Annotated in this window: 19 protein-coding genes; 11 read left to right on the top strand and 8 right to left on the bottom strand. The window is 63.0% G+C overall.

Features of this window, described 5'->3' with window-relative positions; translation table 11 throughout:
* Positions 1-144 precede the first annotated feature (144 nt).
* A complete protein-coding gene (locus tag BS629_RS29360) occupies positions 145-1,089 on the top strand; it encodes a carbohydrate kinase family protein (RefSeq protein ID WP_018242221.1) in 945 nt (314 codons plus the stop codon).
* An 84-nt stretch (positions 1,090-1,173) separates the two neighbouring features.
* A complete protein-coding gene (locus BS629_RS29355) occupies positions 1,174-2,100 on the top strand; it encodes a pseudouridine-5'-phosphate glycosidase (RefSeq protein ID WP_018445184.1) in 927 nt (308 codons plus the stop codon).
* A gap of 262 nt (positions 2,101-2,362) precedes the next feature.
* On the opposite strand, the gene cckA is transcribed toward BS629_RS29355, so the two are convergent.
* Positions 2,363-4,966 (bottom strand): cell cycle histidine kinase CckA, encoded by a 2,604-nt coding sequence (gene cckA, locus BS629_RS29350; RefSeq protein WP_018242223.1) that lies wholly within the window; start codon positions 4,964-4,966, stop codon positions 2,363-2,365.
* Positions 4,967-5,263: 297 nt separating this feature from the next.
* Here cckA and BS629_RS29345 point away from each other — a divergent pair, with 297 nt between their 5' ends.
* The gene (locus BS629_RS29345; RefSeq protein ID WP_018242224.1) at positions 5,264-6,322 is read left to right on the top strand and encodes a flagellar biosynthetic protein FliO; all 1,059 of its coding nucleotides are present in this window, start codon (positions 5,264-5,266) and stop codon (positions 6,320-6,322) included.
* 418 nt (positions 6,323-6,740) lie between these two features.
* Positions 6,741-7,376 (top strand): DUF1062 domain-containing protein, encoded by a 636-nt coding sequence (locus BS629_RS29340; RefSeq protein WP_018242225.1) that lies wholly within the window; start codon positions 6,741-6,743, stop codon positions 7,374-7,376.
* Between the two features lie 138 nt (positions 7,377-7,514).
* Here the strand turns inward: BS629_RS29340 and dksA are convergent, their stop codons facing one another.
* Positions 7,515-7,934 (bottom strand): RNA polymerase-binding protein DksA, encoded by a 420-nt coding sequence (dksA, locus tag BS629_RS29335; protein WP_017964517.1) that lies wholly within the window; start codon positions 7,932-7,934, stop codon positions 7,515-7,517.
* 276 nt (positions 7,935-8,210) lie between these two features.
* Here dksA and BS629_RS29330 point away from each other — a divergent pair, with 276 nt between their 5' ends.
* From BS629_RS29330 to BS629_RS29320, 3 genes are all read left to right on the top strand, one after another.
* Entirely contained in the window at positions 8,211-8,705 is a 495-nt protein-coding gene (locus tag BS629_RS29330) for a SixA phosphatase family protein (RefSeq protein ID WP_018242226.1), read from the top strand.
* Positions 8,706-8,781: 76 nt separating this feature from the next.
* Entirely contained in the window at positions 8,782-10,257 is a 1,476-nt protein-coding gene (locus tag BS629_RS29325; protein WP_018242227.1) for a YcjX family GTP-binding protein, read from the top strand.
* Positions 10,254-11,333, top strand: coding sequence for a YcjF family protein (locus BS629_RS29320; protein ID WP_018242228.1), 1,080 nt, complete (start codon positions 10,254-10,256; stop codon positions 11,331-11,333). Before BS629_RS29325 ends, BS629_RS29320 begins: the two co-directional genes overlap by 4 nt.
* 63 nt (positions 11,334-11,396) lie before the next feature.
* Here BS629_RS29320 and BS629_RS39015 read toward each other — a convergent pair whose 3' ends face one another.
* On the bottom strand, positions 11,397-11,534 hold the full coding sequence (locus BS629_RS39015; RefSeq protein WP_155256908.1) for a hypothetical protein: 138 nt from the start codon (positions 11,532-11,534) through the stop codon (positions 11,397-11,399).
* Positions 11,535-11,543: 9 nt separating this feature from the next.
* Here BS629_RS39015 and BS629_RS29315 point away from each other — a divergent pair, with 9 nt between their 5' ends.
* Positions 11,544-12,095, top strand: coding sequence for a hypothetical protein (locus tag BS629_RS29315; protein ID WP_003540146.1), 552 nt, complete (start codon positions 11,544-11,546; stop codon positions 12,093-12,095).
* 68 nt (positions 12,096-12,163) lie between these two features.
* On the opposite strand, the gene folK is transcribed toward BS629_RS29315, so the two are convergent.
* The 3 genes from folK to folP are packed head-to-tail and all read right to left on the bottom strand — an operon-like array spanning position 12,164 to position 13,906.
* On the bottom strand, positions 12,164-12,682 hold the full coding sequence (folK, locus tag BS629_RS29310) for a 2-amino-4-hydroxy-6-hydroxymethyldihydropteridine diphosphokinase (protein ID WP_018242229.1): 519 nt from the start codon (positions 12,680-12,682) through the stop codon (positions 12,164-12,166).
* Complete coding sequence (gene folB / locus BS629_RS29305) at positions 12,675-13,040, bottom strand: dihydroneopterin aldolase (protein WP_003540148.1); 366 nt, start codon at positions 13,038-13,040, stop codon at positions 12,675-12,677. Before folB ends, folK begins: the two co-directional genes overlap by 8 nt.
* A complete protein-coding gene (gene folP, locus BS629_RS29300) occupies positions 13,037-13,906 on the bottom strand; it encodes a dihydropteroate synthase (RefSeq protein WP_018242230.1) in 870 nt (289 codons plus the stop codon). The genes folB and folP overlap by 4 nt, the downstream gene beginning before the upstream one ends.
* Before the next feature lie 101 nt (positions 13,907-14,007).
* Here folP and BS629_RS29295 point away from each other — a divergent pair, with 101 nt between their 5' ends.
* Positions 14,008-14,634: a DUF922 domain-containing Zn-dependent protease gene (locus tag BS629_RS29295; RefSeq protein ID WP_018242231.1), complete on the top strand. Its 627-nt coding sequence runs from the start codon at positions 14,008-14,010 to the stop codon at positions 14,632-14,634.
* A 316-nt stretch (positions 14,635-14,950) separates the two neighbouring features.
* Here BS629_RS29295 and BS629_RS29290 read toward each other — a convergent pair whose 3' ends face one another.
* Together BS629_RS29290 and BS629_RS29285 are read right to left on the bottom strand one after the other, a co-directional pair.
* The gene (locus BS629_RS29290) at positions 14,951-15,271 is read right to left on the bottom strand and encodes a 2Fe-2S iron-sulfur cluster-binding protein (protein ID WP_003540151.1); all 321 of its coding nucleotides are present in this window, start codon (positions 15,269-15,271) and stop codon (positions 14,951-14,953) included.
* 262 nt (positions 15,272-15,533) lie between these two features.
* The gene (locus BS629_RS29285) at positions 15,534-15,917 is read right to left on the bottom strand and encodes an Hpt domain-containing protein (protein ID WP_017964526.1); all 384 of its coding nucleotides are present in this window, start codon (positions 15,915-15,917) and stop codon (positions 15,534-15,536) included.
* Between the two features lie 462 nt (positions 15,918-16,379).
* Here BS629_RS29285 and BS629_RS29280 point away from each other — a divergent pair, with 462 nt between their 5' ends.
* Together BS629_RS29280 and BS629_RS29275 are read left to right on the top strand one after the other, a co-directional pair.
* Positions 16,380-23,291, top strand: a complete 6,912-nt coding sequence (locus BS629_RS29280) for an apolipoprotein A-IV repeat region-like domain-containing protein (protein ID WP_018242232.1) — start codon at positions 16,380-16,382, stop codon at positions 23,289-23,291.
* A 113-nt stretch (positions 23,292-23,404) separates the two neighbouring features.
* A complete protein-coding gene (locus BS629_RS29275; RefSeq protein WP_018242233.1) occupies positions 23,405-23,965 on the top strand; it encodes a cysteine hydrolase family protein in 561 nt (186 codons plus the stop codon).
* The last annotated feature ends 46 nt before the right edge of the window (positions 23,966-24,011 follow it).

The following is a 24,011-nucleotide window of genomic DNA, read 5'->3' as shown; positions in this document are numbered from 1 at the left end:
TAGTTGAAAGAAAAAGGTAAAACGACACGTGTTCTGCATTTGTTTTATCAATGAAAAGCAACGGCTTAGGCCAAAAGTGCCGACTCGGCCGCGGCAGGGCGCACCGTATCGATTCGTCCTTCGGGCATCGGGAGAGCGGATCGGATGAAGAAAAAGATTCTTGTTCTCGGCGGTGCGCATATCGACCGGCGTGGCCGAATCTCGGGCGAGACGGCGCCTGGCGCCAGCAATCCCGGCACCTGGTTCGAGGAGCCGGGCGGCGGCGGCTTCAATGCGGCGCGCAACCTCGCAAGGCTCGGTTTTCAGGTGACGATGATCTCGCCGCGCGGCGGCGATCCGATGGGCGAGACGGTTGGAGAAGCTGCCGATTTCGCAGGCATCGACGACCGGCCTTTCGTCTTCCTCGACCGCAAGACGCCGAGCTACACGGCGATCATCGAGAAGGACGGCAATCTGGTGATCGCCCTTGCCGACATGGATCTCTACCGCTTCTTCGTGCCGCGGCGTCTCTCCATCCGCTGGGTGCGGGAGGCCTTCGCCGCCCATGATTTCATCCTCTTTGACGCCAACCTGCCGGAAGAGACGATCGCGGCGATCGTCGCAAAGGCGCATTCGCTCGCGAAGCCCGTTGCGGCAATCGCCATCTCGCCGGCCAAGGTCGTCAGGCTGAAACCCTGCATCGGGGATATTGATTACCTGTTCCTGAATGAGGCTGAAGCTGCCGCCCTTGCCGGTGAGCGGCCGGAAGAGGCTGCCGGCTGGCCGCCGTTGCTGAATGAGATCGGCATCAGGAACGCCGTCGTCACCCGCGGCCGGCGCGAGCTCGTCGCGCTTTGCGATGGCCGCGCCGTGACGTTGCAGCCGCCGATCGCCGACACCGTTGCCGATGTCACGGGTGCTGGCGATTCTCTTGCGGCCGGCACACTCGCCGCCTTGATATCAGGCTTGCCGCTCGAAGAAGCCATCCGCCACGGCACCGCGGTCGCCACACTGACCGTGCAGTCGCGGCACGCCGTCAACGAAAATCTGACGCCCGAGCTGTTGAATGAGGCGCTTGCCCTTGTTCCCCAGATCAGAATTCTGCATTGAAGCAGCCAATTAAATAATTGAACATGATGCCGAAAACCGCTCACACTTTTCGGCATCATGCTCTGTCGATCACAGGACAAGACCATGACCAAGCCCATCTCCCCTCTTTTGCCGATCGCCTATTCGAAGGAAGTCGCCAGCGCCAAGCAGCGCGGCGCGCCTGTGGTGGCGCTGGAATCGACCATCATCACCCACGGCATGCCCTATCCCGGCAATATCGAGATGGCCCGCAGCGTCGAGGCGATCATCCGCGAACAGGGTGCAGTGCCGGCAACGATCGCCGTCATTCACGGCACGCTGCATATCGGTCTTGAAGCCGCGGAACTGGAGCAACTCGCCAAGGCGACCGAAGTGATGAAGGTGTCGCGCGCCGATCTCGCCTTCGCCATCGCCGAGCGCCGCACCGGCGCCACCACGGTCGCGGCGACGATGATCGCGGCGGCGCGCGCCGGCATCCGCGTTTTTGCCACAGGCGGCATCGGCGGCGTGCATCGCGGCGCCGAGGAAAGCTTCGATATATCAGCCGATCTCGAGGAACTGGCGCGCACCGGCGTCATCGTCGTCTGCGCCGGCGCCAAGGCGATCCTCGATATTCCAAAGACGCTGGAAGTGCTGGAAACCCGCGGCGTGCCTGTCGTCACCTATGAGAGCGAGGAATTCCCCGCCTTCTGGTCGCGCTCCTCGGGCATCCGTAGCCCGCTGTCGCTGAACAGCCCGGCCGCCATCGCCAATTTCCAGACGGTGCGCGAGCAGCTCGGCGTCGACGGCGGCATGCTCGTCGCCAATCCGGTGCCTGAGGCCGACGAGATCGCGCGCGAGGAGATGGAAATCTATATCGAGCGGGCACTCGACAGCGCCGAGCGCGACGAAGTGACCGGCAAGGCGGTAACGCCCTATCTTCTGTCGACCATCTTCGACCTGACGGACGGCCAGAGCCTCAAGACCAATATCGCGTTGGTTGAGAATAATGCGCGGCTTGCGGCTGAGATTGCGGTTGCGTTGAGTGAATGAAGGTTGACGGGCTGGCAGGTATCAATTTTTAGCAGAGAGGTGGTGCCGTTCCAGCCCCCCTCTGCCCTGCCGGGCATCTCCCCCACAGGTGGGGAGATTACAAGCGGCAAAACCTTCGCATCGCATCAACGTTTCGCCGAGCTGCATGGATATTTGGTTAGGGAGCCAGTGCACCCAGCCGATCTCCCTCCTTGTGGGGGAGATGCCGGCAGGGCAGAGGGGGATGCGGCACGGCACAGCGTGCCCTCCGACAGCACCTCACTCACCCATCCAGCGTCTCCTTCACCACAACAGCGAGCTGCTTCAGCGAGAAGGGCTTCGGTAGGAAGCCGAATTTCGCCTCCGGCGGCAGGTTGCGGGCAAAAGCATCTTCGGCATAACCTGAGACGAAGATGAACTTCATGTCGGGATAGGTCTTGCGCAGCTCGCGCAACAGCGTCGGACCGTCCATTTCGGGCATCACGACGTCGGAGACGACGATGTCGACCTTGCCGTCGAGTTCTTCCAAGATGCTGAGTGCCTCGACGCCCGAGCCCGCCTCGTGCACGGTGTAGCCCCGCGTTTCCAGCATGCGCTTGCCGCCGCGGCGCACAGCCTCCTCGTCCTCGACGAGAAGGATGACGGCCGATCCCGTCAGGTCCTCCGGCTGCTGCGGCGATACCGGCAGCGGCACCACTTCGGCCCCGGCGATGGCGCCGTCGATCGAGCCCGCTTCGGCGGCCACCGCCGGGTCCGGAATGTGCCGCGGCAGGAAGACGCGGAAGGTTGTGCCCTTGCCGACTTCGGATTCCGGCTGGATGTAGCCGCCCGACTGTTTGACGATGCCGTAGACCATGGCGAGGCCAAGCCCGGTGCCCTTGCCGACATCCTTGGTGGTGAAGAACGGCTCGAAGATCTTGTCCATGATCTCGGGAGCGATACCGGTGCCGTTATCCGCGACTTCGACCAGCACCATGTCCTCGGCCGGCATGTAGGAGTAGTTGAAGGCGGAGACCTCGGCGGCGGTCAGATTGCGGGTGCGCAGTGTCAGCGTGCCACCCTCGGGCATCGCGTCGCGCGCATTGACGCAGAGATTGATCAGCACCTGCTCGAACTGCGAAAGGTCTGTTTTGACAGGCCAGAGGTCGCGGCCATATTGCACGTCGAGTTTGACATTGGTGCCGGAAAGCAGCCGGTCGACCAGCATGCGCAGGTCGCCGACGACATCGGTCAGGTTCAGCACCGAGGGCCGCATCGTCTGCTTGCGCGAAAAGGCGAGCAGCTGGCGCACCAGCACGGCGGCACGGTTGGCGTTGCGCTTGATCTCTATCAGGTCGGCGAAGCTGGCATCGGCGGGCCGCGCCTGCAGCAGCAGATGGTCGGAGGAAAGCAGGATCGCCGTCAGCACGTTGTTGAAATCATGCGCGATGCCGCCGGCGAGCGTTCCCACAGCATTCATCTTCTGCGTCTGCGCCATCTGTGCTTCCAGCGCCTTCTGCTCGGTCACCTCGACAGCGTAGACGATCGCCGCCTCCTCGGGCGCCTCGTCGCTCTGGTCGATGACGGCATTGACATAGAAGCGGAAATAGCGCGCCTCGTCGGTCGGTGTGCGGGTGTCGAGCGGCGCAATGTCGCCCTGCCGGTCCTTGGCCGCCGCCAGCGCCGCGGCGAGCTGTGGCCGATCGCTCTCCTGCACGATGGTTTCAAGATGCGGCGCCTTTTCGAGGTCATCGCGCGAGACGACACCAGAGAACATCTTCAGGAATGGTGCATTGGTGCGCAGGATACGCCCGTCGCCGTCAACCGAGGCGATTGCCATCGGTGTGTTGTTGAAGAAGCGGGTGAAGCGCATGGCAGCGGCCGAAGCGGACTGGCCGCCGGCATCGCTCTTTTCACGCGCCAGCACGATCGTCCGGCTTTCGCCGGGTGCGCCGTCGCGCATCGAGGTAACGCTGTGGATGATCTGCACCGGCAGGCTCTGGCCATTGCTCTTGCGCAGGTCGAGATCGAGCGTCACGGTCTTCTTCAGGCCGGGTTCGGCCTGCACCGATTGAATCAACGCGAGCCCCTCGCCCGCCACCACGTCGCCGATCGTCATCGAGCCCGGCACGAATTTGGTGAGGTCGAGGCCCAGCCACTCGGCAAGCGTCGCATTCAGGTAGAAGATCTCGCCCTTCCTGCCGGCGGAAAAGAAGCCAGCCGGCGCATGGTCGAGATAGTCGATCGCGTTCTGCAATTCCTTGAAGAAGCGCTCCTGGTCGTCGCGCTCCGTGGTGATGTCGGTAATCTGCCAGATCTGCAGCGGCTTGCCGCCGTTCTCCTCCGGCTGCAGCAGCCGTGCCTTCAGCCGGTACCAATGGGCGCCGGAACTGTTGCTGCCGGGGCCGACGGCACGCAGCAGGCGGAATTCCTCGCGGCCTTCCTTGCCCTCGCGCAGCCCGTTGACCAGCCTGTAGAGCGCCTCGTTGGATTCGCGATGACGCGACAGCAGCGTTTCCAGCGTCTGCACCTCGGTCGCCTTGCGAGCGCCGGTCAGCGCACCATAGGCGGCATTGGCATAGATGATCCGGCCCTTTTCGTCGGTGATCAGCGTTCCGTCGGGATGGCTGTTGAGGAAGGCGCGCGCCAGGCTGTCGGACTGGCGCTGCGGCATCACCTCGATGAAGCCGATGACCGAGGATACCAGGAAGAAGATGCCGACCATGGCGAGCACGCCGAGACCGCCAAGCACGACCTCGTTGTCGAGCGACTTTTTGAAGAAGACGAAGGCGCCGGCGGCAGCGATCAGCACGAGCGCCAGCAGAAGAATGCGCAAGACCGTGCCAGAACGCCCCCCACGATCCACAAGCGGTGCGTTATAGTCGTCGGCCTGACGCGGTTTCGTCATGTATTCCTCACATAAGCCCTCCCGCTTCGTAGCACGAACACGAAGCAGGAATCAGGCACTCTTTCCTTCTTAGCAATTTGCTGCGTCGGCAAAAACACCGCTAGTCGGCAAGACTGCTTGAATTCACAGGCAACAGCGCCATCTGCCCCAGAAGCCCAGCTGCTGCCCGTGCGCAAGGTCGTCGAGTGCCAAGCAGCGGAACACGAAATCGCGTTCTCCCGTGACTGGACAGGATCGGCGGGCCTTGCCTAAGGAACGGAAAAGTCGTCAATATGTGCCGAATGCGAAATGGAGTGAGTGACTATGTTGGATGATGTTGTCGGAGCTTATGGCAGCCGTTTCCTGCTTGCCGCCGGTGGCGTCGGTCTGGCGCTTCTCCTGCTCATCATCGTGCTCTGGGTGATCCGCAGCCGGGCGCCCTCGCCCTTCGTGCGCGGCGGCCGCAACCGGCAGCCCCGGCTGCAGGTGCTGGATGCCGCAGCCGTCGATGCCCGTCGCCGGCTGGTGCTGGTGCGCCGCGACGATGTCGAGCACCTGATCATGATCGGCGGCCCGAGCGATATCGTCATCGAGAGCCGTATCCTCCCCGCAGCGGCCGAACAGCCGGACAGTGCCAGCCGCCCGCAGCCCGTCGAGCAGCGTCCGATATCCGTCGCGCGGCCGGAAACGCCGCCGGTCTCGCCACCACGCCCGCCGGTCGCAGCCCGTGTCGAGCCGGCCGCCGAACCCACTTTCTCTGCGCCGGTTTCGCCGGAGCCGCGTCCGCGCCCAGAGCCGTCGGCCCAACCACCGGCCCCGCCTGCCGTGGCACCGCCGGTGGTCACGAGCCCTCTTCCGGCAGAGCCTGTGACAGCTCCGCTGTCGGCCGAACGCGACAATCCTCTGCGTGCCGTCCCGCCCCAGCCGCGCCCGCCGGAGCGTCCCGCCGCTCCCCCAGCCGCGCAGCCAGCACCATTTCACGATGCCTCAAGTGCCGCCGAGATCCTCGATGCCGCCCGCCAGCGCGTGCTGCCGCAACAGCGAATCGACCCCGAGGTCTCAGCCCCGTCTGTCCAGGACATGCCGGCGGCCGCGCGCGCCGCACCTGCAACGGCCGAAGACGAGCCGGCTGCGCAGCCGGCAGCGGCGATCCGTCATGAATTCCAGCGGGTGCTGGAAGAGGAAATGTCGAACAATCTGACGGCCGAACGCATCGTGCCGGCGCCGGCAAACCAGGCGCCTCGCCAAGCGGTGCCGCAGCCGGGCAACCTGCCACGCCGTGATCCCGAGCTTGCCCCGATCACCGGCGCCGATACCGAGCTGCAGAAGGAAGTCGCCCGCATCTTCGGCGAAATGAGTGTCAATCGCGACAAGTGAAGGCAAACGCGCCTGCCTGACATCGGATTGCCAGAGCCCCCCTTCCTTCATCATCACGTTGCATAAAAGCCGCATTGCCCTGGCTTTCAGCACACGAGCGGCTTGGGGGCTGCCTTTCATGCCAATCATTTGTTATCTCTAGGGTTGAAGAGCGTTGGCGCATTCGAGGTTGCACTTTGCCTAAGTAAATACCGGTCTCACTCCAGTTTCACCCGTACTGCCGCAGAGCGACACGCTGGCGGCATGCGAACATGTTCATCGGGTGGTGGCGAGAGACCGGTTTGGCATTGTTACAATGTGCCATGTGCAGCTCCGCTGTCTCAGCTCTTCAGCCGCCCACAACATCGCCACACCGCGCCCGCAAGGGGTTTTCTCATGCACCATCTTGGTGGACTTCCGAACGGAAGACCAAGACGGTATGTGCAATACGCTTCAGGTCCGATGGACCATTATTCCCAAGACAGCTCCCCAGCCTTGGATTGCATGCAGTGGATGCGGAAGCCTGAGAGCCTTCCAATCCAGCGGCAAGATCCGGCTCAACGCCAACGGTCGCAAGCTTGATGCTTGGCTTATCTACAAATGCCTGACCTGTGAAAGGACATGGAACCGGCCAATCATCGAGCGCCGCAATGTTCGCGACATCGACCCTGCAATCCTTGACGCGTTACAATCCAACGATCCGGACTGGATCCGGGCGGAAACCTTCAACCTGGATGCTCTCCGGCACAAGTCGCAACGTGTGGACGAGTTTGCTGAATTTGAAATCGCGAAAGAAATCCAGCGCGAAACTGCACATTGGACGAGTTTGGCAATCGAACTAATAGTCCCGTTTCCAACCAGCATACGGCTTGACCGTCTGCTCGCGTCCGAGTTGAAAGTTTCGCGCTCCCGGCTGCAGGCTCTTCATGATGAAGGCATGGTTCGCACAGATCCTGACCGATCAGACGTCATGCGGCGACGCATCAGGAATGGCACCCTTATCGTGATCGACCTCGCCATGCAGGCCGATCGAGAGCAATCGTGGAAACCTCTGGCATCAGGAGATCGGCTGTAATCACGGAATCTGCGGCGACAACGGCTCGATCCCGGGCCTTTGTGGCTTGTTCCCCAACACGCGAGGACAATGGATAACAAAAAAGCGCCGCGATCTGATCGCGGCGCTTATTCTGCTCTCATGCCTGCATGAAAACTCTCATTCGTCGCGATAGACCTTTTCGCGGCGTTCGTGACGCTCCTGCGCCTCGATCGATAGTGTCGCGATCGGGCGGGCGTCGAGGCGCTTGAGGCCGATCGGCTCGCCAGTTTCCTCGCAATATCCGTAGGTGCCGTCTTCGATGCGCTGCAGTGCCGCGTCGATCTTCGAAATCAGCTTTCTCTGCCGGTCACGGGCGCGAAGTTCGATCGCCCGGTCTGTTTCCGACGACGCCCGGTCGGCGAGGTCGGGATGGTTTGCGCTTTCCTCGGCCAGATGGTCGAGTGTCTCGCGCGCTTCTCTAAGGATATCATTTCTCCATGCAACCAGCTTCGCCCTGAAGTAGGCACGCTGGTTTACGTTCATGAATTCTTCCTCTTCCGAGGGAACGTAATTGCTAAGATCGATCTTCTCACTCAACGCGATTCTCCTGAAGAACATCTCATCTGGCCGGGTGTATATCCCAAGCGCTAGTCGCGATTCAAGCCAAATACGACAGGTAAACAGATTTTTAAATCTGTCACAGTTTTCGGCTAACAGACTATTTTCTCATCATTATTCCGGCTTGCGTTTTTTGCTTCGCCTTCAAAACGCCGTGTTATCAGCCGCGTTTTGGGCAGTTGGAGCATCGCTGACGGTTGACGCCGGCCGATTGCAACCGCTACTGAAAAAGCCCGCTGGATCCTGGATTTGCCCATGACCGTACCCCTGCCTCCGCCCAACCGCATCTATCTCCTGCGCCATGCCGAGGCCGCCTGGGCCGAACCCGGGCAGCGCGATTTCGACCGGCCGCTGAACGAAAAGGGCTTTGGCGATGCCGAAATCATCGCCGACAAGGCCGCCGACAAGGGCTATCGTCCCGATCTTCTGATCAGTTCGACCGCGCTGCGCTGCCGCGATACCGCCGATGCGGTGTACCGGGCGATGGGCCTCACGCTCGAGGTTCGTTATGTTGACGCGCTCTATAATGCCACGGTCGACAACTATCTCGAGATCATCGATGCGCAGGACGAATCTGCCGTCATGCTGGTCGGCCACAATCCGACCATGGAGCAGGCGCTGGAGGCGCTGATCGGTCACGAGGCGATGGTAAGCGCCCTTCCCGGCGGCTTCCCGACGGCAGGCCTTGCCGTCGTCGATTACGATGCTTCCGCCGCCGTCTGGCGCCTCACCGATTTCGTGGTCGTCTGAAGACTTTCGCGCCGCTTCTTTTGCGGGCGGCGCGCCCTCCCTATATTGCGAGGCAGTCACCAACCGGAATCGCGCCTTGCCGCCACGCCTGACATCTTTTGCCGATGACGCCCGCATCGCCTTCGACAATCTCGCCGATCGGGCGAGCGGCCTCGTCAATCCGACCGTGCGGCTCGGCGTCACCGGCCTCTCCCGCTCCGGCAAGACGGTCTTCATCTCCTCGCTGGTCCACAATCTGTTGAATGGCGGCCGCCTGCCGCTGTTCGAGCCGGTGCAATCCGGTCGCGTCTCAGCGGTGCGGCTGGAGCCGCAGCCGGACGATGCCGTGCCGCGCTTTCAATACGAGGACCATATCCGCGCACTGGTGAAGGACCGTATCTGGCCGGATTCGACCCGGGCCATATCCGAACTGCGCATCACGCTGGATTATCAGAGCGCCAGCGGCTGGAACCGGCTTTTTTCGCCCGGCCGCCTGTCGATCGATATCGTCGATTATCCCGGCGAATGGCTGCTCGACCTGCCACTGCTCGGCAAGGATTATCGTGCCTTCAGCGAGGAGACGATTGCGCTTGCCGAAACCGGCGTCCGCTCCGAGCTGTCACGCCAATGGCTGGCGCTGACGCGCACCGCCGATATCCATGCCGGCGCCGACGAGATGGTCGCCCGCGATCTCGCCACCGCCTTCGCCGATTATCTCAAGGCCTGCAAGGCCGACGAACGCTCGCTCTCCACCCTGCCGCCCGGCCGCCTGCTTCTGCCCGGCGATCTCGACGGGTCGCCGGCATTGACCTTCGCGCCGCTAGCGCTGCCGCCGGACGGACGTCCCGGCCGCGGCTCGCTCTGGACGATGATGGAGCGGCGCTACGAGGCCTACAAATCGGTCGTCGTCAAACCTTTCTTCCGCGAACATTTCGCCCGGCTCGACCGCCAGATCGTCCTGGTCGATGCACTGCAGGCGATGAACCGCGGCCCCGAAGCCGTGCAGGATCTGGAACGCGCGCTGACCGATGTGCTCGCCTGTTTCCGCCCTGGCACCAATTCGCTGCTTTCCTCCCTACTCGGGCGCCGCATCGACCGCGTGCTGGTCGCCGCCACCAAGGCTGACCATCTCCACCATGAAAGCCACGACCGGCTCGATGCCCTGACCCGCCGCCTGGTGGATCGCGCCATCGACCGCATCGGCATGGCAGGCGCCGGAATCGACGTCATGGCGCTTGCCTCCGTGCGCGCCACCCGCGAAGCGACCGTCAAACGTGATGGCCATGAACTGCCGGTCATCGTCGGCACGCCGATGGAGGGCGAAACCATCGCCGGCGAGCGCTTTGACGGCCAGAGAAAGACCGCGATCTTCCCCGGCGACCTGCCTGAGGATCCGGAAAGCCTGTTCGATCGCCTCGCCGCGGGCGACACCGGTCTGCAACTGCCCGATGTCAACGTCGTCAGATTCCGCCCGCCGCAACTCGAGGAAACCGGCGGCGGCATCAAGCTGTCGGTGCCGCATATCCGCCTCGACCGCGCCATGCAGTTCCTGTTCGGAGACCGTCTCGCATGAGCAAGCCCCCGTCCGATCCGCCGCGCCGCGCACCCGCTGCCTTCACCTATGAGGACGAGGCTGCCGAGCTGCGCGACAACGGCCGGCAAGGTGAGCGGCGGCGCAAGCCGGAAAGCTTCTCCGAAAATATCGTTGTCACACCTGACGAGGACGATCCCTTCCTCAATCCCGAGAAGGATCTGAGCGCGGTTCCCGTTACAACGCCGCTGAGACGTCGGACCTCCTTCGGCAAGATCGCCGCCGGTGCCTTCGGCATTCTGCTGTCTCTCGCCATTGGCCTCTGGACCGATAGCCTGATCCGCGATCTCTTCACCCGCGCCGACTGGCTGGGTTATGCGGCCCTTGCCGTGCTGGCAATCGGCATCCTTGCCGTGCTGGCCCTCGTCATCCGCGAAACCGTCGGCATGATGCGCCTTGCCGCCGTCCAGAAGATCAAGGCCGAAGCCGAGGCGGCGATACTCGAGACTCGGCCGGCCAAGGCGCGCGCCGTCGTCGCCCAGCTGACCACGCTGCTGTCGGCAAATCCTGAGACATCGAAGGGCCGCGCGACGCTGAAGGCGACCGAAGGCGAGGTCATTGATCCCCCGCATCTGATTGCACTAGCCGAACGCGAACTGCTCGCTCCCCTCGATCGCAAGGCCAGGGCGCTCATCGTCAACGCCTCCAAGCGTGTCTCGATCGTCACCGCCGTCAGCCCGCGCGCCGTCGTTGATCTGCTCTATGTGCTCTACGAGGCGGTACGCCTCATCCGCGCCATGGCCGAGCTGTACGGCGGCCGTCCCGGCACGCTCGGCATGTTCCGCCTGCTGCGTGACGTGCTGGCGCACCTGGCCGTCACCGGCTCGATCGCCGTCGGCGACAGCCTAGTCCAGCAGGTGCTCGGCCATGGGCTTGCCTCGAAGCTCTCTGCCCGACTCGGCGAAGGTGTCATCAACGGCCTGATGACCGCCCGCATCGGAATCGCGGCGATGGATCTCTGCCGCCCGCTTGCCTTCCACGCCCTGAAGCGGCCGGGAATCGGTGATTTCATCGGCGATCTCACCCCCTCCATGTCGCCTCGCGGCAACAATCCTTGAACGAAGCAGCGATTCCGTAGCTTTCGCCTCCCCTAGGGTAATGCCAGAGAAATTTGAGCAGATTCAATGCTCTAGGGACGGTATTTTAAAATAATCACCGCGCAAAAACCCTGTATTGCCTTGCATTTCGGCACAATCGAAAGGAAGGATTAACCATTCTTCGGCAAAACTTGCAGCCAGTTCGTGAGTGGTGTTTGCCAAGGAAAATCCATGTATTCGCGCAAGTTTCTCATCGTATGCGGCCTGGCCGCCGCGGCATTGTCTCCCGTTGCAGATGTCGCTCCGGCAGCCACCGCTGCAACCCGTGACAAGGCCTTCTTCGATTCCGTCGCCGGCTCCTGGAAGGGTCCCGGCGAAATCGTCGCCGGCAAGTACAAGGGCACGAAATTCACCTGCAACCTGATCGGTGAGCCCACCGGCGACAGCAGCGCCGGCATCAAGCTCGACGGCACCTGCCGCGTCGGCGTCTTCAAGCAGCCGATGACCGCCGTCATCTCGCAGTCGGGCTCGAGCTACAAGGGCAAGTTCCTCGACGGCGCCGCCGGCAAGGGCCTTGACGTCGTCTCCGGCGCCGTCTCCGAGGACACTGTCGTCGTTGGCATCAACCGCGCCAAGCTGAACGGTGCGATGATCGCCCGCGTGCGCGACGACAAGACGATGAACGTCACCGTTTCGGTCAAGGTCGAAAGCCAGATGATCCCGGTGATCGGCCTGACGCTGACCCGCCAGGTCGACGAGATGGCCGTCGGTTCTATCCAGTAGACAAACCGCACAGCGGATTTTCCTGAAGCGGCGGGTTTCCCGCCGTTTTCCGTTTCAGCTTCCCTGCTTCAGGCGCTCCGCCACCAGTCTCGATTGTTGTCGGCAACCTCGATGCCGGTCACCTCGGCATCATCAAGCCAGTCACTCACCGCCCTGCCCCTGACGAGAAGACCCGGCGCGATATCGGCAAGCGGCATCAGCACGAAACCGCGATCGGTCATCCGCGGATGCGGCAGTTCCAGCCGCGGCGCGTCCTGGATCACGTCGCCATAGGTCAGCACATCAATATCCAGCGTCCGTGGCCCCCAACGCTCGATGCGTTCGCGTTTCATCTCACGTTCGATCGACAGGCAGACATCGAGTAAAGCCTCGGGCTCCAGGCTGGTCTTGACGGCGGCGCAAGCGTTGAAGAAGAAGGATTGGTCGGTCTTTCCCCAGGGGGGCGTGCGATAGAGCCGCGACACCGCCGTAACCCGGCAGTCGTCCCGCCCGTCCAGCCTCTGCAGCGCCGCCGCCATCGCCTTGACGGGGTCGCCGATATTGCCGCCGAGACCGAGTGTGGCGGATTGCAATGCGGCCTCAGGCAAAGTGCTCAACGCTCACCTGCACGAAATCGAGCACGCCGGGCACCGGTGCGTTCGGCTTGCGCACCGTGATCTTCGCACGCCGGATCTGCGGGAATGTCTCGCAAAGCCCCTTGGCGATATCGAGCGCCAGGGACTCGATCAGGTAGCGCCGCTTGCCGGTGACGATCTGCTCGATCACGGTGAAGGCGATGCCGTAATTGACGGTATCGTTGATCGAATCGCTTTCTAGTGCCTCGCCGGCGACGACATCGAGTTCGGCATCGACGAAGAAGCGCTGACCGAGGAATTCCTCCTCGTCATGCACGCCGTGGCGCGCAAAGAAGGCGCAGTTCTGCAGCGTGATCGTGTAGGTGGTCATGTCGGCCGCTTCCTCTCGAATTCCTGGCGCGCATTGAGCATAGCATCGACGATATCGAGCGCATCCCTGTTGATTGCGACATTGTGCACCCGAAAAACCGCAGCCCCTTGAAGTCTCAGCAACGCGCTGGTCACAGCCGTCGCCGCATCCCTGTCCTGTGCCTCACGGCCCGTCACCGCGCCGAGGAAGCGTTTGCGCGACGTGCCGGCGAGCAGCGGCAAGCCGAAACGGGAAAGTTCGGAAAACCGCGCCATCAGCTCCAGGTTCTCCTCCGCCGTCTCCTTGGCGAAGCCGAAGCCCGGATCGAGTACGATGCGGTCGCGGTTGACGCCTGATGCAGCGGCGATCGCAAGCGACCGTTCGAGAAAATGTACCTGATCGGCAATCACATCGACGAGTTTTACCCTATCGCGGCCGGTGTGCATGATGCAGAGCCCGGCTCCGGTCACCGCGGCGATATTGGCGATATCGGGCTCCTTCTGCAGCCCGAAGACGTCATTGACGATATGGGCGCCAGCTCCGATCGCAAGCCGTGCCGTCTCGGCGCGATAGGTGTCGATGGAAATCAGCGCCTGGGTGCGCCCGCGCAGTGCCTCGATGACGGGCAGCACGCGCGCCTGTTCCTCCGAAGGGCTGACGGTTGCTGCGTTCGGCCGGGTCGATTCGCCGCCGATATCGACAATGCCGGCGCCCTCGCTCACCGCTCGCAGCGCCTGTTCGACCGCCGCATCGACGGTTTCAAAGCGACCGCCGTCTGAAAAGGAGTCCGGCGTCACGTTGATGATCGCCATGATCGTCGAACGACGGCCGAGTTCGATCTCCCGGCCATGGCCGACACGCCATATACTGCCTTCGAGCCCTGTCACCAGACTTATCCCATTGAGGACGAAAAAAGCGCCATCCGATATTGCGCTTGCGGTGGCTATGCCCCAAGCTCCTGTCGATTTCAACACGGGTTGCGTTCAGAATGCCGCTTGCAGTGCGTTATATGGTCCTTCCTATCGCCTTTTCCATTGCTCTTTCCCTTTGCAGCCCCGTGGCAGCCGAAGTGATCGCATCGAAAAGCTATTCCTATTTCGACATTCGCGGCAAAACAGCGGATGAGCTCGACCGCGAACTCAGCCGGCGGGGCCCGACGGCGAGCGGTTCCTCTGCCCGCCATCCCGGCGCCACGAAGATCCGCTTCGGCGGCGAGGCAACCTATATCCAGGATAACGGGCGCTGCCGCGTCGGCAACGTCAAGGTCACGGTCCACACCCAGATCATCCTGCCGCGCTGGAGCAGCCGCAAGGGCGCCAGCAAGGAGCTGTCGATGATCTGGGACGCGCTGTCGAGCGATATCAAGCGCCACGAGGAGCGCCATGCCGAGATCGCCCGCGACCAGGCCCGCGCCATGGAGCGCGCCATTCGCGCGCTGCGCCAGCAGCGCAGCTGCGAAGCCATGCAGGAACTCGTCTCCAACGAATCAGCTCGCGGTATAGAGGAGCACGACCGGCAGCAGGCGCGATTCGATCGGGTCGAGGCCGTCAATTTTCAGAAGCGAATGTTGAGGTTGCTAAATAATCGAATCAACGGTCGAGCCGGCGAAAAATAAGGCTTTTTCAATCTGGTTGCGAGCGGAAAACCTTAGCTGCACAACGAAACTTGTGCGAAACTTGCACCCTCCCCAGCGATTGAATGGTCATTTTTCATCCTGGCAGACTCAACCGGAACGCGTTAATATGAACACATTCGAAAGTTCAGCTACGGCATCTGCACTTTCATCGCTGGGTTCTCCTGGCGCGTTCCGAAGCCGCGGATGTTCCTCCCTCATCCGTAGGTAATGCGCCCGCCTCGCCTCGCTCGCTCAAGCGCGCGAGGCGTCTTTTTTGATATCGAATGTTTCGGCGACGTTTGAAGCGTAACGTGCTTCAGGCCTGGCGTTCCGGCACGTGGACCACGAGCCCGTCATAGACAGCCTTCATCCGGATCTGACAGGACAGCCGCGAAGTCGGGCGTACATCGAAGGCGAAGTCGAGCATGTCCTCTTCCATCGCTTCCGGCTGGCCGACCTTTTCCGTCCACTCCTCATCGACATAGACATGACAGGTCGCGCACGCGCAGGCGCCGCCGCATTCGGCCTCGATGCCGGGCACCGAATTGCGCACGGCATTCTCCATCACGGTGGAGCCTTGGTCGACGTCGAGGTCGAAGCGCGTGCCGTCGAAGGCGACGATGGTAAGTTTGGGCATCAGGACTATTTCCGGTCTTCAGGTGGGTGGGCGGATTTTCTTCCGACAATTCGACGCGTCAGTCAATATTGGCGAAATCCGCCATAGCCTCGCAGATCGGGCCTTCGCCCGCCGTCTTCAAAGCGTCATACGGGACGTCGCAAAAAGACCCGCGGTTCCGCAATGGAACAACGGGCCTCGTTAAAACACTATCTCCTGCACGTCGTCCAACTGTGTGCAGCGGTTTTGGGACAATGACATGCATTAAATAAAGACTTAGAGATCAGCCGCGGCAGAGCTTCAAGATGAAATTCTCGGCGTCGATGACGGCGGCACCCAGCGCTGCCGTCGCGCCGGCATCGCCACCGGTTTCCTCGACCGCTTCCGCCGTCTGCGACACGCGGAACGCGCCGACTGAGCTTGCCGCGCCCTTCAGCCGATGCGCGGCTGCCCCGATACGGATGGTTTCACCGCTCGCAATATCCTGTAGACATGCACGGGCCTGGCGCGCAAACATCTGAAGGACTTCGATTTCCAGCGTCTTGTCGCCCATCGTCTGCTTTGCGAGATGGACCAGATCGATCGGCCGGACCTTCGAGGGACACGGTCCCTTTGCATTATCCGGCGCCTCGAATACGATGTTCAATGCTGCCATCTGGGCTGCCATTGCCAATTCTCCCGTCTCTGTCGTCCGCAGTTGCAACAGTTCTGCGTCAGGAGGGTGGCTATCACGTTAAATTCCGGCACACTCAGGGTGGAAATCTCGCCATATGGTTAACGTCCGTTAAACATCCCTAAATTATTGGTTTTTAAGCGGTGTCTAGGATTCAAAGATGTTAACAACGGGTTAACGGGCCGTGAATCTCAAGCCTTCATTAATTGTGTGAAGAGCACAGATGTGTCACTACGATACTGGTGGAGCGGGTTTATGGTACGCGCCTTTGCCGAGCGAGTGGATAATGGTAGTGTTTTGATACCTTCCGTTTGAAAAAGCGGCTATCTACTCTGAAATGACATGCTTATCCGTCCTTCGTTGGGATGGGAGGCTGGAACGGCAAAGTTGTTCCCGGGTGAGGCGGAAGCCCCGGATGCGCGGTTGGGCCGGCTGACAGTAACGAGGCATACCCGAATGGCGAACAACAAATATAACGAGTCAATTGAGGACAAGGCGTTCAAGGCATTGGACGAGGCGCTCCAGATCGACTTCAGCAAGGATAACGTACCGTCTCGCCGCGGCGACGCGCCCCAGGCCCCGGAGGCTAATGTGTCTGATCCAGTGAATGCGCGCAATCAGCAGGCCCAGGAAGAAGCGCAGCGCCGTAGCCGCCGCGGTGCCGCCGGCGAGCAGGCTTCTAGGGGCCCGACCTTCGCGCCCGCCAACGATGCCAGCCGCAATACGCCCGCCTCGATCCTGAAATCCTTTGACGGCGCCTCCAGCCGCTCGGCGGTGCGTACCGCCACCCTGTTTTCCGTGCTTTGGGTCATGGCCGGCCTCGGTCTGATGTCGCTGCTTTATTCTCCGCAGATCTGGCAGATCCGTTCGCTCGCCGATCTCGTCGCCCTGCCCGGCGTCATCGCCGGCCTCGTCGGCATCGTCATTCCCGTGATGATGTTCTATGCCTTCGCCATTATGATCTCCCGCGCCCAGGACATGCGCAACGCCGCCCGCTCCATGGCAGAAGTGGCATTGCGCCTGGCAGAGCCGGAAACCATCGCCTCCGAGCGCATCATGACGGTCGGCCAGGCCGTGCGCCGTGAGGTCTCGGCCATGAATGAGGGCATCGAACGCACCATCGCTCGTGCCTCCGAGCTGGAAACGCTCGTCCATTCCGAAGTCAATGCCCTTGAACGTTCCTATGCCGACAACGAGTTGCGCGTGCGCGGTCTCGTCCACGAACTCGGCTCCGAGCGCGAAGCGATCGTCAACCATGCCGACCGTATCCGCACCTCGATCGGCAGCGTACACGATCAGTTGAAGGAAGAGCTCTCGCTTGCGACCGAAGAGATCGCGGTACGGCTTGCCACATCGGGCGAAGCCTTCGCCTCGCTCATCGATACACGCGCCGCGACGATCCTGGAAAAGTCGGACAGCGCTCTGCAGTCGATGGGCAGCCTGCTCGCAGCCAAGACCGATACCCTGTTGCAGACACTGAACGCATCGGGTTTTGCGCTGGCTACCGAATTCGACAACCGCCTCGAAGCCCTCTCCGTCAATCTCAACGATCATGGCGAAAGGCTGCTCAGCCAGTTCGAGACGCGCGCCTCGACCATGGACAGCAGCACGGAAAAGCTGAATGCGGCGCTGAACGAGCGTACGCACCAGCTCAATGAGATCCTGATCGCCCGCACCCGCGAGATCAACGAGAGCCTGACGTCAGGCGAACGCACGATCGGCGGCACGCTTGACGACGTGCTGTCGAAGTTGAACAGCGCGCTCGACGAAAAGGGTGCAAGCTTCCGCCAGAGCCTGCAAACCACCGCCGACGACGCCGTCATGGATCTCGACGTGCGCTCCGGCTTCTTCGAGGAGCGGCTGCAGACGACTGTCGCCCAGTTGTCGACCGCCTTCGACGAACGCGTCGCCGAATTCACCAGCGCCTTCGACAAACGCACAGGCTCGCTCGACACCAAGCTGATGGAGAGCCTCGCCCGTATCAACGAGACGCTGACCGGCGGCTCGGATTCGATCGACGGCATCCTGAATTCCGGCATCGACCGCCTTGGTTCGTCGATGACCGACCAGTCGCTGGCGCTCGCCACCACGCTCGCCACCGGCCACGAAGTGCTGGAAAGCACCCTCGGCAGCCGCGCGGACGAAATCACCACAGTACTCACCAGCCGCACCGGCGAACTGACCTCGGCGCTGCAGAGCGCTACGTCTGACATCGCGCTGACGCTTGCGACCGGTACCTCCGAGCTGCAGAACAACCTTCAGACACGCTCGGCCGAATTCCGCGACACTCTGCGCACCACCACCACCGATCTGACGACTGCCGTTGCCGCCGGCACCGAGCAGGTGACCGCTGCCTTCGGCGGTCGCGCCGAGGAGCTAAGCGGCGTGCTTACTGCCCGTGCGGCCGAAATCAGCGAAGCGCTCGGCACGGCCCACGGCCGTATCGACAGCGTCATGGCAGAGCGCGGTGGCGCGCTCGTCGAGGCGCTGACCACCCATCACGGCCGCTTCGAGGAAGCCTTGGCGACCCGCTCCGACGCCATCATCAATGCCGTCTCCGGTACCCATGACCGTCTTGCCGAGACGCTCGACGAAAAGGCGATGACCCTCGCTATCTCTCTGAACGAGAGCCAGGCCCGCATCGAGGACACGCTCGAGACCCGCTCCGAAGCGCTGCTGCATGCGGTATCAAGCACACATGACCGCCTCTCCGAGACGCTCGACGAAAAGGCGATGGCTCTCGCCATTTCGCTCAACGAAAACCAGGCTCGTATCGAGGATACGCTCGAGACCCGCTCCGAGGCCTTCCTCAACGCCGTATCAAGCACGCATGATCGCCTGTCAGAAACGCTGGACAGCAAGGCGGCCGCCCTTACGACCTCGCTCGACCAGCGCCATGCCCGCATCGAGGATGCGCTTGGAGCGCGCGCCGAGGCGCTGCTGAACACCGTGTCCGGCACGCGCGATCGCCTTGCCGAGACGCTCGACGAGAAGGCCATGGCGCTGGCCATTACCTTGAACGAGAGCCAGGCCCGCATCGAGGACACGCTCGAAACCCGTTCCGCGGCCCTGCTGAACGCCGTCTCCGGCACTCATGACCGTCTCTCGGAGACTCTGGACGGCAAGGCGGCAGCTTTTGCCACCTCGCTGAGCGAAGGCCAGGCCCGTATCGAGAATACGCTCGAAACCCGCTCCGCAGCTCTGCTGAATGCCGTCTCCAGCACCCATGATCGCCTCTCCGAGACGCTGGACGAAAAGGCGATGACGCTCGCCATTTCGCTCAACGAAACTCAGACGCGTATCGAGGACACGCTCGACGAAAAAGCGACGGCGCTCGCCGCCTCCCTGAACCAGGGCCAGAGCCGCCTGCAGGACACGCTGGAGAGCCGCTCGGAATCCTTCCTCAATGCGGTCTCCGCCACCCACGACCGCCTGTCCGAGACACTCGACGATCGGGCGATGGCGCTTGCCATCTCGCTGAACGAGAGCCAGAGCCGTCTCGAGGAGACGCTGACAACAGGCGCCGAAGCGATCACCAATGCGGTCTCCGGCACGCACGAAGGCCTGAACGGTGTGCTCGACCAGAAGGCCGCCGCCCTTGCCGCCTCGCTGAATGAAGGCCAGGCCCGCCTCGAGGAAGCCTTGGGGCACCGCACCGCCGCGATCATCGGCGCCGTGACGGCAACCCACGACCGGCTCACCGATACGCTCGATGAAAAGACCATGGCGCTCGCCATTTCGCTCGACGATAACCAGAGCCGCTTCGACAGTGTGCTCGAAGCCCGCAGCAACGCCATTATGGAGGCCGTCTCCGGTGCCGAGGCACGAGTCGCCGGCGCCTTCTCCGACAAGACCGATGCGATCCGCACCGCCTATACCGACAATCAGCAGCGGCTCGAAAATGCGCTTTCCGAACATAGCGCCGCCCTCTCGGGCGTTCTCGATACGGGCGGCGCCCGCTTCGAGGATCTCGTCGGCGGTTTGACCGGCCGCATCGAAGGCCGTCTGACCGATGCACATACACGGCTCGGAGGCCTCGCCGACGAGGCCGCAGCGCGCATCGAGGGTGGGCTCGCCTCTGCCCATGAGCGCATCCGCACGACGCTCGAAGACCGCGCCAACGCCATCGACCTATCGCTGAACCAGGCCCATGCGCTGATCAGCGATACGCTGGCCGAACAGGCTACCAGCATCGGCACATCGGTGGCGACGAGTGTCGGCATGCTCGAATTGTCGCTGGAGCACCGTGAAGCCGCGATCCGCCAGGCGATCGATGCCGGCGCCCAGACATTGGAAGATCGCATGCATGCCGGCGCCGGCCAGATCGCCAGCCGCTTCCAGGAGGCGGCACATGCGATTTCGAGCTCCACCCAGAATTTCTCCGCCCATCTCGATCGGTCGGTCGAAAGCCTGACGGGCCGTTTTGAAGAAACCGGATCACGTGTGGAAACCGGTCTCGCAGCGATCGAGACCCGCATCCGCGACGGCGTCGGCGGCGTTGCCGAAAAGGTCGAAGCGGCCACCGGCCAGCTGTCCGGCGTGCTTGCCGACGGCGTCTCCCGTCTCGGCGCGCTCAGCGACGATACCACTCGGCGCATCTCGGCGACGCTCGAAGGCAGTGCCGCAAACCTCACCCAGGCGATCGACAGCCGCACCGCCAATCTGGCCGAGACGCTGGACAGCCGCACCACCAGCCTGACGGGCGCCATCGAGGGCCGCACCGCGAGCCTCGGCGAAACGCTCGACCGCGGCAATGAACGCATTGAGGAACGCCTCTCCACCATGGACCGTGCGTTGACCGTCGGTCTCGAGGCCGTCAACCGCACCATCGAAGGCAAGGCCGCCGGTCTCGCCTCGACGCTGCGCAGCGCGGTTGCCGACGCGGCCCAGGGAATGGAAGGCGAAGCGACGAGAACCACCGAACTGCTTGGCAAGACCGGCCAGCAATTCGCCGAGGATCTCAATGCGAAAAGCGACGAATTCACCCGCACCATGGATGAGCGCTCGTCGCAGATCGTCACCCGTGTCGCTGAAGCTCAGAACCGGCTGGCAAGCCAGGCCGCTGCCGTCGCCCAGACCTTCTCGGAAGCCGGTAACGCCATCGTCAACAAGGTCGCCGAGGCCGAGACCATCGTCGGCACGCAGGTCAATGCCATCTCCAAGGTGTTGTCGGATGCCGGCCAGTCTCTGGAGACACGCGGCAATGCCATCCGCTCGACACTGTCGGGCGCCGGCAGCGAGATTTCCGCCACCATGGCGGATGTCGACCGGGCGCTCGAAGCGCGCAGCAGCGCCATTCGCACCAATCTCGAGGAGCGTGCCCGCGAGATCGATACGACGTTCTCCGACATCGACCGGGCACTGGAAACGCGCGGCAACTCGATCCGCTCGACGCTCGAAGAGCGCACCCGCGACCTCAACTCGATGCTATCAGGCCGTTCGGTCGAATTGACGCGCATCCTCGACGAAACGGCCCGCCCGATCATCGACCGCTATACCGATGCCGGCGAGCAGGCCGCCGCCCGCATCACCGCCGCGGCCAATCTCAGCGCCGACCGTCTGCGCGCCGAAAACGAAGCACTCGCCAGCGCCGTTGCCGCCCGCACCGAGAATGTCGCCAATGCCGTCAGCGCCATCGAAAACAGCCTGGTCGGCAACGTCAACGGCCTCGTCCAGCGCATGTCGGAAAGCAGTGCGGCGATGGCGATGATGATGAACCGCTCCGCCGAACAACTGGCCAGCGTCGACGGCCTTCTCGGCGACACCACCACGCGCTTTGCCGACTCCGCCACCAAGGCCGCTGAAATGGTCTCCGCCTCGACCAGGCTCCTCGAAGGCAAGATCGACCGCCTCTCCGACATCTCGGGCCAGACGCTGGCGCAGGTCGGCGGGATCATCGGCCGCTTCGACGAACACTCCAAGGTCCTGACTCAGGCCTCGCAGCTTCTCGGCGCCGCCCAGTCCAACCTCGCCTCGACGCTCGAAGAGCGCGAGAGCGCGCTGCAGACACTCTCCGTCGGCCTCGTCCAGCGCTCCGCCGAGATCGAAAAGACCATGCAAGGCCTCGGCAGCATGATCGAGACTGTGTTCGAGCGGGCAGAGCAACGCTCCAACCAGGTCACCGGCAATCTGCGCCAAGGTGTGCAATCCTCCTTCGCCGATATCGGCCGCATTCTCACCGAAACCGAGAAGCGTGCCCAGGAAGCGGCAGAGACGATGCGCGAGGCGATCACCCGCGCCGGCGACGAGGCCAATACGACGATCGACGGCACCTTCGCCAATGTCGAACGCCGTTCCGGCGATCTCTCCAATCGCATTCGCGGCGGTCTCACGGCCTCGCTGTCGGAAGTCGAGCGTATGCTCGGGGAAGCCGGCCGTGCCTCCGACGGTGCCGCCCAGAACATGCGGGAAGCGCTGCGCGAAGCGATCGATGATGCCGTCGGCCGCTTCTCCGGCGCCACCGAGGATATCCGCCGCTCCGCCGCCGACATCCGTAACGAGCTCGACGCCACTCGCGCCGAGCTGAAGCGTGGCGCCTTCGATCTTCCCGAGGAAGCCAAGGAAAGCGCCTCGGCCATGCGCCGGGCCGTCGCCGAGCAGATCAAGGCGCTGCAGGATATCTCCCAGCTCGTCGGCCGCTCCAGCCAGCAGCTCGAGATCTCCGAGCCTGTCGCCCGTACGCTCGCTCAGGTGCAGCCTGCCCCGCGTCCCGCCCAGCCGGTCGCAGCCCAGCCGCCGCAGCCGGCAGCACCCCCGCCGATCGAAGCGGCAGGTCTGCGCGGAACGATCGCACCATCTGCGCCGGCTGCCGCTCCCCAGCGCGCCGCCCCGCAGCCTGTCCCCACTCGCCAGGAAACAGGCCGTCAGGAGCCGGCGCGTCCGGAAAGCGGCGGCTGGATCAGCGACCTCCTGCGTGGCGCATCGCGTGAGGAGGCCGCCGACGAGGCGGCTGCCCGCGTTCCGGCCCGCCCGGCGGAAACTGCCGCACCGGTCGCGCGCAGCAACGACAGCCGCAATCCACGTCACGTCGTCGAATCGCTGAACTCGCTCTCGGTCGATATCGCCCGCGCCATCGACCATGACGCCTCGGTCGATCTCTGGCGCCGTTACCAGCGCGGCGAGCGCGACGTCTTCACCCGCCGCCTCTACACGCTGAAGGGCCAACAGACCTTCGACGAGATCAAGCGCAAATACGACCGCGAACCGGAGTTCCGCACCGCCGTCGACCGCTACATTGGTGATTTCGAAAAGCTGCTCGCCGACGTCGCCCGCACCGACCCGAACCGGACGGTGACGCAGTCCTACCTCACCTCGGATACGGGCAAGGTCTACACCATGCTCGCCCACGCCGCAGGCAGGCTCGGCTGAGCCTGACTGGTGCCCGCAATTGGAAAGCCGCTTGACCACGTGTCGGGCGGCTTTCGCTCTTTGAAGCGCGAGTGTTGTCCATTCGCCATCCAGCCGCGGAAACCTCGCCCGAAATGACCAAGGCCCTTCTGATCATCGACGTCCAGAATGCCATCCTCTCCGGCAAAGCCTCGCCGGAGCGGCAACCTGATATTGATGCCGCACTCGACGAGACCGTCGCACGGCTGGCCGTGCTGCAGGAAAAAGCTCGGCAGGCGGGCGCGCCGATCGTGCTCGTTCAGCATGACGGCGACAGCGGCCATCGACTGGCCACCGGCACGCCGGGTTGGGCGCTGCGCGACGAGATCGCGCCGAGGCAGGCCGACGTCGTTGTGCGCAAGAAAAGCGCCGACTCCTTCTTCGAGACCGATCTTGCAGAACGCCTGGGCGAACGATCGGTCACACACCTCGTCGTCGGTGGATGCATGTCGCAATTCTGCGTCGACACGACAGTCAGGCGAGCCGTGTCGCTCGGATATGATGTGACGTTGATTGCCGATGGCCACACGACAGGCGACACGGCGACCTTCACCTTCTCCGAGATCATTGCCTACCACAATGAAACACTCGATGGTTTCGATGCGGGCAAGGCGACGGTAGAAATCCGCCTCGCCGCCGAGATCGACTTTTCATAAATTTTCAGACCACCGGGAACCGGGACCGTTTGGCGGTCCCGGTTCC

The organism is Rhizobium leguminosarum bv. viciae USDA 2370, assembly GCF_002008365.1.
Lineage (GTDB): Bacteria > Pseudomonadota > Alphaproteobacteria > Rhizobiales > Rhizobiaceae > Rhizobium > Rhizobium leguminosarum.
Note: the sequence above shows the minus strand (reverse complement) of the source record. Positions and strands in the feature narration are given on the sequence as shown.